General features: G+C 58.8%; 15 protein-coding genes and 2 tRNA genes. 13 read left to right on the top strand and 4 right to left on the bottom strand.

Going from position 1 to position 15,003, the window contains the following annotated elements; translation table 11 throughout:
- The first annotated feature begins 74 nt into the window (after positions 1 to 74).
- Positions 75 to 1,574: a leucyl aminopeptidase gene (locus BLW10_RS10640; protein WP_091334579.1), complete on the top strand. Its 1,500-nt coding sequence runs from the start codon at positions 75 to 77 to the stop codon at positions 1,572 to 1,574.
- 17 nt (positions 1,575 to 1,591) lie between these two features.
- Positions 1,592 to 2,137 carry a LysM peptidoglycan-binding domain-containing protein gene (locus tag BLW10_RS10635; protein WP_091334578.1) on the top strand — a complete coding sequence of 182 codons (546 nt, stop codon included), beginning with the start codon at positions 1,592 to 1,594 and terminating at the stop codon, positions 2,135 to 2,137.
- 121 nt (positions 2,138 to 2,258) lie between these two features.
- Here BLW10_RS10635 and BLW10_RS10630 read toward each other — a convergent pair whose 3' ends face one another.
- Positions 2,259 to 3,491, bottom strand: coding sequence for an HDOD domain-containing protein (locus BLW10_RS10630; RefSeq protein WP_091334576.1), 1,233 nt, complete (start codon positions 3,489 to 3,491; stop codon positions 2,259 to 2,261).
- A 41-nt stretch (positions 3,492 to 3,532) separates the two neighbouring features.
- Between BLW10_RS10630 and ettA the strand changes: the two genes are divergently transcribed.
- The 11 genes from ettA (at position 3,533) to BLW10_RS10575 (ending at position 13,496) form a co-directional block, all read left to right on the top strand.
- Entirely contained in the window at positions 3,533 to 5,200 is a 1,668-nt protein-coding gene (ettA, locus tag BLW10_RS10625; RefSeq protein WP_091334575.1) for an energy-dependent translational throttle protein EttA, read from the top strand.
- 154 nt (positions 5,201 to 5,354) lie between these two features.
- Positions 5,355 to 5,431: transfer RNA gene (locus tag BLW10_RS10620), tRNA-Val, on the top strand.
- A 158-nt stretch (positions 5,432 to 5,589) separates the two neighbouring features.
- Positions 5,590 to 7,509 (top strand): threonine--tRNA ligase, encoded by a 1,920-nt coding sequence (gene thrS, locus BLW10_RS10615; protein ID WP_091334573.1) that lies wholly within the window; start codon positions 5,590 to 5,592, stop codon positions 7,507 to 7,509.
- A gap of 55 nt (positions 7,510 to 7,564) precedes the next feature.
- Entirely contained in the window at positions 7,565 to 8,107 is a 543-nt protein-coding gene (gene infC / locus BLW10_RS10610) for a translation initiation factor IF-3 (protein ID WP_245709330.1), read from the top strand.
- A 168-nt stretch (positions 8,108 to 8,275) separates the two neighbouring features.
- Positions 8,276 to 8,473: a 50S ribosomal protein L35 gene (rpmI, locus tag BLW10_RS10605; RefSeq protein WP_091334571.1), complete on the top strand. Its 198-nt coding sequence runs from the start codon at positions 8,276 to 8,278 to the stop codon at positions 8,471 to 8,473.
- Positions 8,474 to 8,505: 32 nt separating this feature from the next.
- On the top strand, positions 8,506 to 8,862 hold the full coding sequence (gene rplT / locus BLW10_RS10600; RefSeq protein WP_012970202.1) for a 50S ribosomal protein L20: 357 nt from the start codon (positions 8,506 to 8,508) through the stop codon (positions 8,860 to 8,862).
- Positions 8,863 to 9,061: 199 nt separating this feature from the next.
- Positions 9,062 to 10,093: a phenylalanine--tRNA ligase subunit alpha gene (gene pheS, locus BLW10_RS10595; RefSeq protein WP_091334570.1), complete on the top strand. Its 1,032-nt coding sequence runs from the start codon at positions 9,062 to 9,064 to the stop codon at positions 10,091 to 10,093.
- A gap of 246 nt (positions 10,094 to 10,339) precedes the next feature.
- Positions 10,340 to 12,718, top strand: a complete 2,379-nt coding sequence (gene pheT / locus BLW10_RS10590) for a phenylalanine--tRNA ligase subunit beta (RefSeq protein ID WP_091334568.1) — start codon at positions 10,340 to 10,342, stop codon at positions 12,716 to 12,718.
- A gap of 6 nt (positions 12,719 to 12,724) precedes the next feature.
- Positions 12,725 to 13,024 carry an integration host factor subunit alpha gene (gene ihfA, locus BLW10_RS10585; protein WP_012970205.1) on the top strand — a complete coding sequence of 100 codons (300 nt, stop codon included), beginning with the start codon at positions 12,725 to 12,727 and terminating at the stop codon, positions 13,022 to 13,024.
- Positions 13,005 to 13,379, top strand: coding sequence for a MerR family transcriptional regulator (locus tag BLW10_RS10580; RefSeq protein ID WP_091334567.1), 375 nt, complete (start codon positions 13,005 to 13,007; stop codon positions 13,377 to 13,379). Before ihfA ends, BLW10_RS10580 begins: the two co-directional genes overlap by 20 nt.
- Before the next feature lie 40 nt (positions 13,380 to 13,419).
- Positions 13,420 to 13,496: transfer RNA gene (locus tag BLW10_RS10575), tRNA-Pro, on the top strand.
- Between the two features lie 60 nt (positions 13,497 to 13,556).
- Here BLW10_RS10575 and BLW10_RS10570 read toward each other — a convergent pair.
- The 3 genes from BLW10_RS10570 to BLW10_RS10560 all read right to left on the bottom strand — a co-directional run.
- Positions 13,557 to 14,159: a site-specific integrase gene (locus BLW10_RS10570; RefSeq protein WP_218139717.1), complete on the bottom strand. Its 603-nt coding sequence runs from the start codon at positions 14,157 to 14,159 to the stop codon at positions 13,557 to 13,559.
- Between the two features lie 97 nt (positions 14,160 to 14,256).
- Positions 14,257 to 14,598, bottom strand: coding sequence for a helix-turn-helix domain-containing protein (locus BLW10_RS14540; protein WP_425425903.1), 342 nt, complete (start codon positions 14,596 to 14,598; stop codon positions 14,257 to 14,259).
- A gap of 12 nt (positions 14,599 to 14,610) precedes the next feature.
- Positions 14,611 to 15,003: transposase (locus BLW10_RS10560; RefSeq protein ID WP_143117052.1), on the bottom strand; the 393-nt coding region annotated here is incomplete at its 5' end.

Genomic DNA, 15,003 nt, shown 5'->3' with positions numbered 1-15,003 from the left:
GCCACCGCGCTGCCGCTATTTTCGGTACACTTTCGACTTTGACCATACGCACAGGCGCTCTGTAGGACTCGCTGATGGAATTTAAGATCAAAACTGGCGATTTCGCCGCCCACAAGACCCCGTGTTTGGTTGTCGGGATCTTTGAGAAACGCAAGCTTTCGGCAGCCGCCGAGCGCCTCGATCACGCCAGCGACGGCTATCTGAGCCAGCGGCTGAAATCCGGCGACATCGACGGCACCGCCGGTCAGACATTGCTGCTGTATGCCGTGCCGGGGGTGGCGGCGGAACGGGTGTTAGTGATCGGCTTGGGTAAGAAGAAAGAGACCACCCGTGCCCAGTATCGCCAAGCATTCGCCGCCGCGACGACCTGGCTGCAACAGAGCGCCGCTGGTGAAGCAACCTGCGTGCTCCCCGATCCGCTGCCGCCATCGCTCGATCTCTATGGCAGTGTGCGCGATCTGGTCATCACCGTCGCCGATAAAGTCTATCGCTACAGTTACACCAAGACCGATGATAAACGCGCTCCAAAAACGCCGCTCAAGCGCGTGACGGTGTGGGTGAGCAAAAAAGCCGAGATGGTTGACGCCGAACGCGCCGTGCAGCACGGTCAAGCGATGGCCGAAGGCATCCGGCTGGCGCGAGAACTCGGCAATTTGCCCGGCAATCTTTGCACGCCAAGTTATTTGGCCGATCAAGCCCGCGCCCTCGGCGCACGCTATCCGAAACTCAACATCGAGGTGCTCGACGAAGCCCAGCTTGCTGAATTGGGTATGGGGGCGCTGTTGTCGGTCTCGCGGGGCAGTCGGCAACCGGCCAAGCTGATTGTGATGCACTATCAGGGCGCAGCGAAAGCCACGAAACCGCTGGTATTAGTCGGCAAGGGGCTGACCTTTGATGCCGGTGGAATTTCGCTCAAGCCCGCCGCCGAAATGGATGAGATGAAATATGACATGGCCGGTGGCGCGGCGGTGATCGGGGCACTGTGCGCGGCATGTGAATTGGAGCTGCCGTTGCATCTGATCGGCGTAGTGCCCGCTTCGGAGAATCTGCCCGATGGTGCCGCGAACAAGCCGGGCGACATCGTCACCAGTCTGTCCGGTCAGACGATTGAAATTCTCAACACCGATGCCGAAGGGCGGCTGATTCTCTGCGACGCGCTGACCTATTGCGAGCGGTTTGAGCCGGAGATTGTGATTGATTTAGCGACCCTGACCGGCGCCTGTGTGATCGCACTGGGCAAGCATCCGGCGGGATTATTCACGGCAGATGATCGGCTCGCGGCGGAACTCTTAGCGGCCGGTGAAGCCGCTGGTGATCGCGCTTGGCGGCTGCCACTGTGGGAGGAGTATCAGCCCCAGCTTGACAGCAATTTTGCGGATATGGCCAACGTCGGCGGCCGCGATGGAGGAGCGATCACGGCGGCCTGTTTTCTGTCGCGTTTCACGAAACACTACCGCTGGGCACATCTCGACATCGCCGGCATTGCGTGGCAGAGCGGCAAAGACAAGGGCGGCACTGGGCGGCCAGTGGCGTTGCTAACGCACTGGTTGCTGGAGCGAGCTGGGCAGCAGTAACGGAACGAGGCAAGGCGATGCGCGAGCGATCTCGAACACGACGCAACAGCGACCCGCACCGCTGGCGCTGGCTTGGCTGCTGTGGAATCGCGCTGGCGCTGGGCGCTGGGCCGCTGGCGGTAGCCGAAGACGCGCTCGCGCCTGAGGTTGCGCCAGCCGCGCCGCCGACGCTCGATGAACTGCAACACCGTTTAGAGGGCATGGAGGGCAAATTGCGTGATTCGGCGCTGGCGCGTAAAAGTGCCGATCAAGCGCGGATGGACGCCGAGCGGCGGTTAGCCGAGAGTTTGCAGGCGCTCGACGCCCAGCGCACGGCGCAGGCGGAATTAGCGCAGCGTTTGCGCGACTGCGAAGCCGAGCGCAACCGTCTCGCTGAACAATCCGCAACGACGCATCCAACCAGCGCCACGCTCTATCGGGTGCGCCCCGGCGATAGCTTGGCGATCATCAGTCGGCGCGTTTATGGTCGCAGTGATCGCTGGCCGGTGATTTTCGCCGCGAATCGTCATCAGCTTGAAACACCTGAACGGCTGGTGCCCGGCGTGATGTTGGTGATTCCGTAAAAATTAGACAGGATGAACAGGATGATTCAGGATTTACAGGAGATTAAATACTTAAAAAATCCTGTTAATCTTGAAAAATCTTGTTAATCCTGTCAATTATTACGCGGCAAAGCGAACCGACCTAACTCTCCCCTTTCAAAATCGCCATCACCGCCCCTAATTCCTCGCTCGCCTCGGCAAGCACATCAACCGTCCCATCAGTGGTCGGAAACCCCAACCCCAGCTTATAATACGACGGCACTTCATCATAACGCGGCAGCGGGCCGCGTGATTCCGATTGATTCAGCCGATATAATCGCGCTACCCGCACAATATCGCAATAACTCGGCGTTTCCTGATCGTCGCGGTACCAATCACCCGAATAGCGTACAATCTCAGCAATCTCCGGCCCCAATCCCCAATAACTCACAACCAATTCACCGACCATCCGTTCGAGCTTAATAATCGCCGCTTCAACTTCTTCTTCGCTGGCTTCGATTTCATGGCGGCTGACATAATCGAGAATCGGAATCACGCCAACGTTATGCACCAATCCAGCTAACATCGCTTGCTCAGGATTGAATTTCGGACAATGCCGCGCAATCACATAACTCAACGCGGAAATATGCACACTGCGATTCCAAGCCGCTTTCATCCGATGTTTCATCAACGGCGATTCAGCACGAAATAACTGCCGCATCGCTAAACTCATCACCGTTGAGCGCGTCACTTCCATGCCAAGACGAATAATCGCATTGCGCACATCTGGAATGCTTTTAACTCCACAATAAAACACGCTATTCGCCAGCCGAATTAAACCGCCAGTAATCGCTAAATCCACCTGAACAATTCGCGCCAGCCGCGCCGAGGTGATATTCGGATCCTGCATGGCTTCTTGAATCGCGTGCGCCACTTTCGGCAATGTCGGCAGCCCAAGCAATCCCTGCTTACAAGCGTGATAGAGCTTGCCGAGCAATGCGCCTTCGGCATCGCTCAAATCCAGTTCTTCTAATGACCCCGGCACCGCCGGTCGCTGCTGGCCACTGAGCGCGTCATATAACTGACGGTCGAGCCGCAGCACCTCTGATTCTTCGGTCAGAATCATCTGATCGAGTAACTGTTGCTCAGAAAACAGCGGCTGGCGGGCACGCGGCGTACCCGCCTGAATCAGCGTTTTCTGTCCGTCCCGCACCAGCGCCCCCTGTCCCGATACCAGGTACACCAGCCAGGGATGCTCTTGTAGCGCCGTCAGCCGTTTGCCCGCTGCGATGGCGGCAATCTGACCGCTGGCGGCAAGTCGTGCGCGTTGCTCCGGGTCAAGCGCGTGGACGGGGCTGAGATCGTCCAGCGTCGAATCAGTCAGAATCTGGGGCATAATGTCATCTCTTGGCCGTTTACAACATTCATACGGAAGCTATGGCTCAATATATCTATACGATGAACCGGGTCGGCAAGGTCGTCCCGCCCAAGCGCGTTATTTTGCGCGATATTTCATTATCGTTCTTCCCCGGTGCCAAGATCGGCGTGCTGGGCCTCAACGGGTCGGGCAAGTCTTCACTGTTGCGCATCATGGCCGGAATTGATACTGAAATCGAGGGCGAGGCGCGTCCTCAGCCCGGAATTCAGGTCGGGTATCTGCCCCAAGAGCCACAGCTTGATCCGGCCAAAGATGTGCGCGGCAATGTCGAAGAGGCACTCGGTCATATCAAGGCCGCGCTCGACCGGCTCGATGCCGTCTATGCCGCCTATGCCGAACCGGATGCCGATTTCGATGCGCTCGCCCGCGAACAGGCCGAACTGGAAAATCTCATCGAAGCCACCGACGGCCATAATCTCGACCGCACGCTCGAAGTCGCTGCCGAGGCGCTCCGGCTCCCGCCCTGGGATGCCGATGTCACTAAGCTATCCGGCGGTGAGCGGCGGCGCGTGGCGCTGTGTCGGCTGCTGCTGTCCAAACCCGATATGTTGCTCTTAGATGAGCCGACGAACCATCTCGACGCCGAATCAGTCGCTTGGCTCGAACGCTTTTTGCACGAATATCCGGGCACCGTGGTTGCCGTCACCCATGATCGCTATTTCTTGGATAATGTCGCCGGCTGGATTTTAGAGCTTGATCGTGGTCACGGGATTCCCTGGGAAGGCAATTATTCCTCTTGGCTCGATCAAAAAGAACAGCGCCTAGAATTGGAGCAAAAGCAAGAGCAAGCACGTATTAAGGCGATGAAGCAAGAATTGGAATGGGTGCGTACCAATCCTAAAGGCCGTCACGCTAAAAGCAAAGCCCGTTTAGCGCGGTTTGATGAACTGCAATCACAGGAATTTCAAGCTCGTAATGAAACCAACGAGATTTATATTCCGCCCGGCCCGCGTCTCGGTGATTTAGTCATCGAAGCAGTTGGCTTGAAAAAAGCCTATGGCGATAATTTGCTGTATGACAATCTCTCGTTCAATCTACCGAAAGGCGGCATCGTTGGCATTATCGGCCCGAATGGCGCGGGTAAAACGACATTATTCCGCTTGTTGACCGGACGCGAACAACCGGATGCTGGCGAATTGCGCATCGGCGAAACGGTTGAAATTGCTTATGTTGATCAAAGTCGCGACGCGCTCGATGATAACAAGACCATCTGGGAAGAAATCTCCGGCGGCTCAGATATTATCACTGTCGGTCGCTATGAAATGCCCTCGCGGGCGTATTGCGGGCGCTTTAATTTCAAAGGCACCGATCAGCAAAAGCGTATCGGCGATTTATCGGGCGGTGAGCGCAATCGCGTGCATTTAGCTAAGGTGCTTAAACGCGGCGGTAATTTGCTGCTGTTGGACGAGCCAACGAATGATCTGGATGTCGAAACATTGCGGGCGCTTGAGGAGGCTTTATTGGTCTTTCCGGGCTGCGCGGTAGTCATCAGCCATGATCGCTGGTTCTTAGATCGCGTGGCGACGCATATTTTGGCGTTTGAGGGGGATTCGCAGGTCGTCTGGTTTGAAGGCAATTATGCCGATTACGAAGCTGACCGCCATCGCCGACTCGGCACCGAAGCCGATCAGCCGCATCGGTTGAAATATCGGCGTTTGTCGGCCTAATCTTGGCTGTTTGCCGCTGAAAGCGCGGAAATACGCAGAAAAATTTTTGGTTGTCTTTATTATTTTAGGTCACGAAGCTGGTGCAGAGCTTCGTGATCAGAAAAAGACTTGCACCCATCAGCGCCAGCCTGTACTATACTCGTCTCTTAACGACAGGCGCGTAGCTCAGTTGGTTAGAGCACCACCTTGACATGGTGGGGGTCGTTGGTTCGAGTCCAATCGCGCCTACCAACACCGGCTGCCAGCTTTCAGCAATCCGCTTTCAGCACCAACCGGCTGAAAGTTTTTGACTGGAAGCTGGCAGCTTTTTTATTGCCCTTCGTTCGGGAATGCGCTGAACGCTCACGCGATCCCTCGTATCGATCGCCACTGAAATCTAGGATTCAACGATGCCGCTGATTACCCTTCCCGATGGCTCGCAACGCGCCTTCGCGCAGCCTGTAAGTGTTCATGATGTGGCTGCTGCGATTGGTGCCGGTTTAGCTAAAGCCGCGCTCGCCGGTCGCGTCAACGGTCAGCTTGTCGATACTACGCATATCATCGATCACGATGCCGAGCTGGCCATCATCACCAGCAAGGACGAAGAAACCGCGCTCGAACTGCTGCGCCACGATGCCGCGCATGTGATGGCGCAGGCGGTGCAAGAACTCTATCCAGGCACGCAAGTTACCATCGGCCCAGCCATCGAACACGGCTTCTATTACGACTTCGCCCGCGACGAACCGTTTACGCCCGCCGATCTGGAGCGCATCGAAGCGCGGATGCACGAGATCGTCAAGCGCGATCTGCCCATCGTGCGCGAGGTTATGGAGCGCGAAGCGGCCAAGCAGTTGTTTGCCGCGCAGGGTGAGCAGTATAAAGTCGAGATCATCGACGACATTATCCCCAGCGGCGAGGCGGTCTCGATCTATCGTCAAGGCGATTGGTTCGATGTTTGTCGCGGCCCGCATCTGCCGAGCACCGGCAAGCTTGGCAATGGTTTTAAGCTGATGAAACTCGCTGGCGCTTACTGGCGCGGCGATTCGCGCAACGCCATGTTGCAGCGGATCTATGGCACCGCTTGGCGCGACAAAAAAGAACTCAACGCCTATCTGCATCGCCTCGAAGAAGCCGAAAAGCGCGATCATCGCAAGCTCGGCAAGCAGCTTGATCTGTTCCATTTTCAGGACGAAGCGCCCGGCATGGCGTTTTGGCACGCTAAGGGCCGCGTGGTCTACCGGCTCGCCGAAGCCTACATGCGCGAGAAGCTCGACGAATACGGCTATCAAGAGGTTGAGACCCCGCAGGTGCTCGACCGCTCGCTCTGGGAGCGTTCCGGCCACTGGGATAAGTTCGCCGGCGGCATGTTCACCACTCAGCTTGATGACCGTGATTTTGCGATCAAGCCGATGAACTGCCCCGGTCATATCCAACTGTATAATCAGGGACTTAAAAGCTACCGCGATCTGCCGCTGCGGTTAGCTGAATTTGGCGTGGTGCATCGCAACGAGCCATCCGGCACTCTGCACGGTTTGATGCGGGCGCGTCGCTTTACCCAAGACGACGCCCACGTCTTCTGCACCGAGGATCAGCTCCAATCGGAAGTTGCGACCCTGATCGATATGGTGTTCGAGACCTATCGCGATTTCGGTTTCGCTGACATCGATCTGGCCCTATCGTTGCGTCCTGAGCAGCGCGTCGGTGCCGATGAACTCTGGGACAAGGCCGAGGCGGCGCTCGCTCAGTCGCTCGACGACAAGGGCTTGACCTACCGTATCCAGCCGGGCGAGGGCGCTTTCTATGGCCCCAAGATCGAGTTCACCCTGCGCGACAGCATCGGACGCGCCTGGCAGTGCGGCACGATTCAGGTCGATTTTTCGATGCCCGGTCGCCTCGGTGCGCATTACATTGCCGAGGACAACAGCAAGCAGACGCCGGTGATGATCCATCGCGCCGTCCTCGGTTCGGTCGAGCGCTTCATCGGCATTCTGATCGAACATTATGCCGGCCTGCTGCCCGTCTGGCTCGCGCCGGTGCAGGCGGTAGCACTCAATATCACCGACCGTCAGGCCGATTATGTCAGGGAGGTCGTTAAGACCTTGCGCGACAAGGGCTTCCGTGCTGAGTTCGACTTGAGAAACGAGAAGATCGGCTTTAAAATCCGCGAGCACACCTTGCAGCGGGTTCCTTATCTACTCGTGGTCGGAGATCGTGAGGTCGAGACTCGCTCGCTGTCGGTTCGTGACCGCCAGGGCCAAGATTTGGGTTCCTTCAGCCTCGATGCGTTCATTGAGCGACTGAGCCACGCGGTCGCGCACCGCATTCATTGATGGACGGTCAAGCGGCGAATCGCGCCATCGGCCAATTCGCCCAGACCGTGTTTATTTGCGTTTTTGGAGGATACCTGCTATCGCCGCGCCAAAGAGAAACCGCGTCAACAGAGAGATCAACATCCCGGAAGTCCGGCTGATCGGCGCGGATGGAAATCAGGTTGGGGTGGTCAACACCCGTGAGGCCATTGCGATGGCTGAGGAGGCGGGACTCGATCTCGTCGAGATCGTGCCGACCTCCGAGCCGCCGGTGTGTCGGTTGATGGATTTCGGTCGGTTTCTCTTCGATCAAAAGAAGAAGAAAAACGAGGCCAAGAAGAAGCAGAAGCAGGTACAGATTAAGGAAATTAAGTTTCGCCCAGGGACGGACGAGGGAGACTATCAGGTCAAACTACGCAACCTGACCCGTTTCCTCAATGAAGGGGATAAGGCGAAGGTCACCATGCGTTTTCGTGGGCGTGAACATGCTCATCGTGAACTCGGGCTGGAATTGCTCCGACGCATTGAAAATGACCTCGCCGAAGTGAGCATCGTCGAACAGCAGCCGCTCATGGAAGGTCGGCAGATGGTGATGGTGCTCGGCCCCAAGAAGAAATAGCGACGCTCCGGCACGCGAGCCGTCCTGCATTCCCCAAGTCGCATCAAATCCGTCATCGGGCACCTGCATAGGTGCCCGATGCGTGCTTGATTTGATTCTGGGTTTAATCAGGGTTTGCGTGCGGCGTCGCCTCACACTCATCGGCAAATAGCGGAGTTATCCAGTCTCATGCCCAAGATCAAGTCTAATCGAGGAGCCGCGAAGCGTTTTAAGCGCACGCCCTCCGGTGGTGTCAAGTGCAACGCCTCGCACCGTCGTCATATTCTGACGAAGAAATCGACCAAGCGTAAGCGTCAACTGCGTGCGCCTCAGCGCATCCACAAGTCGGATCTGCGTGCCGCCCGCCGCATGATTCCGTATTGCTAGAGTGCACTGAACCCCAGACCGGAGAGTAGAGAATGCCAAGAGTCAAACGCGGCGTCACCGCCCATGCGCGGCACAAGAAGATCCTCGAAGAGGCCAAGGGCTATTATGGCGCCCGAAGCAAAGTCTTCCGGGTCGCCAAGCAAGCGGTCATCAAGGCCGGCCAGTATGCCTATCGTGACCGTCGTCAGAAAAAGCGCGAATTCCGTGCGCTCTGGATCGCCCGTATCAACGCCGCTGCGCGTGATAACGGTCTGTCCTACAGCCGGTTGATCGACGGGCTGAAGAAGGCGGGTGTCGAGGTCGATCGCAAGATGCTGGCCGACATCGCCTATCACGACAGCGTCGCTTTCGCGGCGTTGGCTGAACAGGCGAAGGCCGCCCTAGCCTGATCGAGCCTGTAGCCGCTGTCGCGCTGGAGGGAAAGGCTCGGGTCTTTCCCTCTTTGCGTTGATCTATTGAAAAATGGACAGGATTAACGGGATTTCGCAGGATTGACAGGATTTTTTCTAAATCTTTCAATCCTGTAGATCCTGAAAAATCTTGTTAATCCTGTCTATTTCGTCTCCCAGCCTGTTTTCGGAGAACCTCATGGCCGAACAGACCGCGCTCGGTATCCAGTCGCTCCAGGAGGCCGCGATCCAGGCCATCGCCCAGGCCGCCGACGCGACGGCGCTCGATCAGGTGCGCGTGCGCTATCTGGGCAAGAGCGGTGAGCTGACCGCCCTGCTCAAGCAGCTCGGCACCTTACCTCCCGCTGAACGTCCAGCCGCAGGACAGTCCATCAATCAGGCCAAGGACGCTGTGCAGCAGGCAATCGAGACGCGCAAGTCCGCGCTCGAACAGACGGCGCTTGCGGCGCGATTGGCCGCTGAGCGCATCGACGTCACCCTGCCCGGACGCGGACAGGCGCCCGGCGGACTGCATCCCGTGACCCGCGCGCTGCGGCGCATCGAGCGGCTGTTCGCCAACGCCGGTTTTGCCGTGGTCGAAGGCCCCGAGGTCGAGGACGCCTATCATAACTTCGAGGCGCTCAACATCCCCGAGCACCATCCGGCGCGGGCGATGCACGACACCTTCTATTTCGACGCCGAGCGGCTGTTGCGCACCCACACCTCGCCGGTGCAGATCCGGGTGATGGAAGAGCAGGCGCCGCCGCTCAAGGTGATCGCTCCGGGGCGCGTCTATCGCTGCGACTCGGATCTGACCCATACCCCGATGTTTCATCAGGTCGAGGGGTTGCTGGTCGACGAGCAGGTGAGCTTCGCCGATCTCAAGGGCGTGCTCTACGATTTCCTGACCAATTTTTTCGAGCGCGATCTCAAGCTGCGTTTCCGTCCGTCCTATTTTCCCTTCACCGAACCCTCGGCGGAGGTCGACATCCAGTGCGTGATGTGCGACGGCGACGGCTGCCGCGTCTGCAAGCAGACCGGCTGGCTGGAAGTGCTCGGTTGCGGCATGGTCTATCCCGAGGTCTTCCGCCATGTCGGCATCGATCCGGAGCGTCATCTCGGCTATGCCTTCGGCATGGGTGTGGAGCGGCTGGCCATGCTGCGCTACGGCATCGACGACATCCGGCTCAACTTCGATAACGATCTGCGCTATCTGCGTCAGTTCCGTTGAGTGCGTGGCCATACGTCAGAGTCAGACACTTAAGGTCGTTTCCGTGAAAGCGTTTATCTGGTTCAAATAGACAGGATGAACAAAATTTTGCAGGATGCGCAGGATGATAAGTCATTGTTTTTTAATCCTGTCAATCTTGGAAAATTCTGTAAATCCTGTCTATTTATGGACGTATCGGAAAATCGCCTAATCATCTCGTTTTAATTTTGCCCGAGGCTCGTCAGGCGTCGGAATGGGGAAGGGGACATGCGATTCAGTGAGGCATGGCTGCGCGAATGGGTGAACCCGCCGGTCGATACCCAGCGTCTGGCCGATCAACTCAGCATGGCGGGGCTGGAGGTCGACGCGGTCGAACCGGCAGCACCCGTCTTCAGTGGGGTTAGGGTCGGTCATGTGCTCAGCATCGAGCCGCATCCGGACGCTGCCAAGCTGCGTGTCTGCTCGGTCGATGTCGGCGAGGACGCCCCGCTCCAGATCATCTGCGGCGCGGCCAATGTCGCGGCTGGGATGAAGGTGCCGGTGGCGACCATCGGCGCCTGTCTGCCGGGGGATTTCAAGATCAAGCGTGCCAAGCTGCGCGGGGTCGAGTCGTTCGGCATGATCTGCTCGGCGAGCGAACTGGGTCTGGCCGAGTCCTCTGACGGCATCCTGCCGCTGCCCGCCGATGCGCCCCTGGGTGAGGATTTCCGCGCCTGGCTGGCGCTCGATGATCAGTGCATCGAGGTCGATCTGACGCCGGATCGCGGCGACTGTCTCGGGCTGGCGGGGCTGGCGCGTGAGGTGGCGGTCATCAATCGTGTCCCGCTGACGTCGGCGGCTATCAAGCCGGTCGCGCCGACCAGCGATGAGCGTTTCCCGGTTCAGTTGCTCGCGTCCGAAGCCTGCCCGCGCTATGTCTGCCGCGTCATCCGTGGCATCGACCCCAGCGCGACCACGCCGCTGTGGATGCGCGAGCGGCTGCGGCGCGGCGGCATTCGCGCCATCAGCCCGGTGGTCGATGTCACCAACTATGTGCTGCTCGAACTCGGTCAGCCGATGCACGGCTTCGATCTGGCCAAGCTCGCGGGCGAGATCCGGGTGCGGATGGCCGGCGAGGGCGAAATGCTGGCCCTGCTCAACGGCGAACAGGCGACCCTGCGCGCCGACACGCTGGTCATCGCCGATGCCGAGCGCCCGGTCGCGCTCGCAGGCATCATGGGCGGTGCGGACTCGGGCGTCGGTGACGAGACGCACGACATCCTGCTCGAAAGCGCCTTCTTCGCGCCGCTGGCCGTCAGCGGCAAGGCGCGTAGTTACGGGCTGCACACTGATTCCTCGCATCGTTTCGAGCGCGGTGTCGATCCCGAACTCCAGGTGCGTGCCATCGAGCGCGCCACGCGGTTGCTGCTCGACATCGTCGGCGGCGAGCCGGGGCCGGTGTGCGAGGTCAGCGCCGCCGAGCATCTGCCGCGCCCGATGCCGCTGCATCTGCGCGCCGAGCGGGTGGCGCGGATCCTGGGTCTGCAACTGCCCAATGAGACCATCGAGGACATCCTCGAACGGCTCGGCATGACCATCGAGCGGCGCGAGGACGGCTGGCAGGTCACGCCGCCGAGTGCGCGTTTCGATCTGGTGCAGGAGGTCGATCTGATCGCCGACATCGGGCGCATTCACGGCTATGACCTGATCCCGGTCAGTCATGCGAGTTCGGCCTCAGCCACCCAGTCAGACTCGGAGACTCGCTTCGAGCTCGACCGCGCGCGGCTGGCGCTGGTCGATCGCGGCTTCCAGGAGGTCATCACCTACAGCTTCGTCAGTCCCGAGATCCAGGAACTGGTCGAGCCAGGGGTGGAGACGCTCAAGCTGGCCAATCCGATCAGCGCCGAACTCTCGGTCATGCGCACCAGTCTTTGGCCCGGACTGTTGCAAACCGCCGTCTACAACCAAGCGCGGCAGATGGAGCGCGTGCGCATCTTCGAGAGCGGACTGCGTTTTCGCTTTGGCCCCGAAGGTCTGACCCAGACGCAGGGGATCGCCGGCTTAGTCGTCGGCGACCGGCTGCCGGAGCAGTGGGGCCAGAAAGGGCAGGGCGTCGATTTCTTCGATCTCAAGGCCGATGTCGAGGCACTGCTGACCCAGACCGGCGCGTCCGCGTCCTTCCGCTTTGTGCCCGCTGAGCATCCGGCACTGCATCCGGGCCAGACCGCGCGCATCGAGCGCGACGGTCAGACGGTCGGCCTGATCGGGATGCTGCATCCGGCACTCGCCGCGCAGCTCGATCTGACCGGCGATGTGTTCCTGTTCGAACTCGATCTGGCTCCGTTGACACCGGGCGTGCTGCCGCGCTACGCCAAGATCTCACGCTATCCAGGCATCCGGCGCGATCTGGCGATTCTGGTCGACCAAGGGGTCAGCTACGAAGCGGTCGAACAGTGCATCCGTTCGGTCGCCTCCGACCTGCTGCGCGACCTGATCCTGTTCGATGTCTACACCGGCCGGAACATCGAAACAGGTCGAAAAAGTCTCGCTTTAGGATTGATTTTACAGTCGTCTTCTCAGACACTTACGGACGAAGTCATAGATGCGACGGTGGGGCGGATCCTGGAGCGCCTGACCTCCGAACTCGATGCACGCTTGAGGGATTGAACGGGTATGGCCTTGACCAAAGCCGACATGGCCGAGCATTTGTTCGAAGAGCTTGGCCTGAACAAACGCGAGGCCAAGGACATCGTCGAGATGTTCTTCGAGGAGATCCGCGCCGCCCTGGAGCGCGGCGAACAGGTCAAGCTGTCCGGGTTCGGCAACTTCGATCTGCGCGAGAAAAAAGAGCGCCCTGGGCGCAATCCCAAGACCGGCGAGGAGATCCCCATCACCGCCCGGCGTGTCGTGACCTTCCGTCCGGGCCAAAAGCTCAAATCGAGAGTGGAAGCCTATGCGGGAACCGAGCGATAGCCTGATCGGAGCGAGCGACGGCGAACTGCCGCCGATCCCCGGCAAGCGCTATTTCACCATCGGCGAGGTCAGCGAGCTGTGCGGCGTCAAGCCGCATGTGCTGCGCTACTGGGAGCAGGAGTTTCCGCAGCTCAAGCCGGTCAAGCGGCGTGGCAATCGCCGGTACTATCAGCGTCATGATGTACTCATGGTGCGCCAGATCCGCAATCTGCTCTACGAGCAGGGGTTCACCATCGGCGGCGCCCGTCAGCAGCTCAGCGGCGAGGGCGCCAAGCAGGATCTCAGTCAGACGCATCAGATTTTGCGACAGATGCGGCTTGAGCTTGAGGAGATTCTGCACGTGCTTCGGCGTTGACGCCGGCTGTGCGACAGCGTATGATTCCGCTTCTTTCCAACGGGGCGTAGCGCAGCCTGGTAGCGCACCTGAATGGGGTTCAGGTGGTCGGAGGTTCAAATCCTCTCGCCCCGACCAATTTAAGCTAGAAATTACAAGCGGTTACGTGACTCACGTTGCCGCTTTTTTCTTGTCCGCCTAAGCGGTGTGCCGGAAAATGTGCGGAACGCTTCGAATCCCTGACTCGATCCGGGCAGCATGTTCGGCCAAGTGCTCAGGGGCGAGGTGGGCATATTTCTTCACCATGGCGAAGTCCGACCAGCCACCAAGTTCCTGGAGAACATGCAAGGGGGTTCCTGACTGAACATGCCAGGAGGCCCAGGTATGCCGCAGGTCGTGCCAACGAAACTCCTTGATCCCTGCTCGCTGTAACGCTTTTCGCCAGGCCCGTCCACCGGCTTTGCTGACCGGTAGCCAGACAAGAGCACCGTTTGCATCGCGACGCTGATAGGCAAAGACCCGTTCGTCGTGGCGACCTTCCCAGCGTCGAAGCACCAAGACGGCATCTGTATTGAGCGGCACTCCGATCGCCTTCTTCGCCTTGGCCTGATCCGGATGGATCCAGGCCACCCGCCGCTCAAGATCGACCTGGCTCCACTCAAGACCCGTGACATTGGCCTCTCTCAAGCCGGTGGCCAGACTGAAACGCGCCATATCTGCTAGATGTTCAGGCAGTTCGCCGATCAAGCGATCCGCCTCCTCACGGGTGAGCCAACGGATGCGCTGCTTGGGTTCAGGCAACAGTGGGATGGTCGGCGCCCGATCCAGCGCACAACCGCTTCCGGCCAGGTTCTGCGGGGCTTTTCGCCCATGCGCTCTTGGCGCCACAGATTCTGCTTCAGTTGTGCTTCGTACTCCTCGGCGTCTTTCTTGTCCTCCGTTCCAGTAGAGCGTCGTACTTCTTTGCCGTCTGGTGTGGTGAAGCGCACCCATCAGTGCCGGCTATTGGGTCGGTGGTAGAGCATGTCGTCGTTCCTCTCGGCTCAACCGCCCGCGCTTTTTCAGAGTAGCGCGAGCGCAGCCATTCGGCCAGATCTTCGTCAATAAACAGCCAATGCTTGCTGCTGGGCTTGGCACAAGGAACTTCCCCAACAGCGGCCAGACGTCGTAAGGTTTCAGGGTGCATCCGGAGGAAAGCGGATGCTTCAAATAGATTGAGAGGCTGTCTAGAAACTGGCAAATCAGTTTTTTTCTAGCCAGCGGCTAATTTATAGCGAACTTGATTATTGCAAATTTGGCGAAGCAACAATCGACTAGACGCTAAGTAAACTTGAGACTCACTAGAGGTTGGCTTACGCTCGTAATCTTTACTCAATCGGCGCGAGCGTCCAAGCCAAGCGAATGTTCTTTCAACGACCCAGCGACGTGGCAAGACATGAAAACCTTTGCGACCAGTTTGTTTCTGAACAAGAGTGAGCGTACAGGCAAACTGCTTAAATACCCATTCAATCAGTTCTGCTCCGGCGTAGGCGCCATCCGTCCAAATAATTTTGACGGATTGAAGGAGTAAAAATAAGCGTGCGATGACTTCGCGTGCGGCGGTACCATCAAAGATGTTGGCGGCATGCACGCACACGACAAGCAC

It is taken from the genome of Allochromatium warmingii (assembly GCF_900107145.1).
GTDB classification, from domain to species: domain Bacteria; phylum Pseudomonadota; class Gammaproteobacteria; order Chromatiales; family Chromatiaceae; genus Thermochromatium; species Thermochromatium warmingii.
Note: the sequence above shows the minus strand (reverse complement) of the source record. Positions and strands in the feature narration are given on the sequence as shown.

What these genes read in the sequence shown, in the direction of transcription:
- BLW10_RS10640 (WP_091334579.1), top strand. Translation starts at nt 75, where the DNA reads ATGGAATTTAAGATCAAAACTGGCGATTTCGCCGCCCACAAGACCCCG.
- BLW10_RS10635 (WP_091334578.1), top strand. Translation starts at nt 1,592, where the DNA reads ATGCGCGAGCGATCTCGAACACGACGCAACAGCGACCCGCACCGCTGG.
- BLW10_RS10630 (WP_091334576.1), bottom strand. Translation starts at nt 3,491, where the DNA reads ATGCCCCAGATTCTGACTGATTCGACGCTGGACGATCTCAGCCCCGTC.
- ettA (WP_091334575.1), top strand. Translation starts at nt 3,533, where the DNA reads ATGGCTCAATATATCTATACGATGAACCGGGTCGGCAAGGTCGTCCCG.
- thrS (WP_091334573.1), top strand. Translation starts at nt 5,590, where the DNA reads ATGCCGCTGATTACCCTTCCCGATGGCTCGCAACGCGCCTTCGCGCAG.
- rpmI (WP_091334571.1), top strand. Translation starts at nt 8,276, where the DNA reads ATGCCCAAGATCAAGTCTAATCGAGGAGCCGCGAAGCGTTTTAAGCGC.
- rplT (WP_012970202.1), top strand. Translation starts at nt 8,506, where the DNA reads ATGCCAAGAGTCAAACGCGGCGTCACCGCCCATGCGCGGCACAAGAAG.
- pheS (WP_091334570.1), top strand. Translation starts at nt 9,062, where the DNA reads ATGGCCGAACAGACCGCGCTCGGTATCCAGTCGCTCCAGGAGGCCGCG.
- pheT (WP_091334568.1), top strand. Translation starts at nt 10,340, where the DNA reads ATGCGATTCAGTGAGGCATGGCTGCGCGAATGGGTGAACCCGCCGGTC.
- ihfA (WP_012970205.1), top strand. Translation starts at nt 12,725, where the DNA reads ATGGCCTTGACCAAAGCCGACATGGCCGAGCATTTGTTCGAAGAGCTT.
- BLW10_RS10580 (WP_091334567.1), top strand. Translation starts at nt 13,005, where the DNA reads ATGCGGGAACCGAGCGATAGCCTGATCGGAGCGAGCGACGGCGAACTG.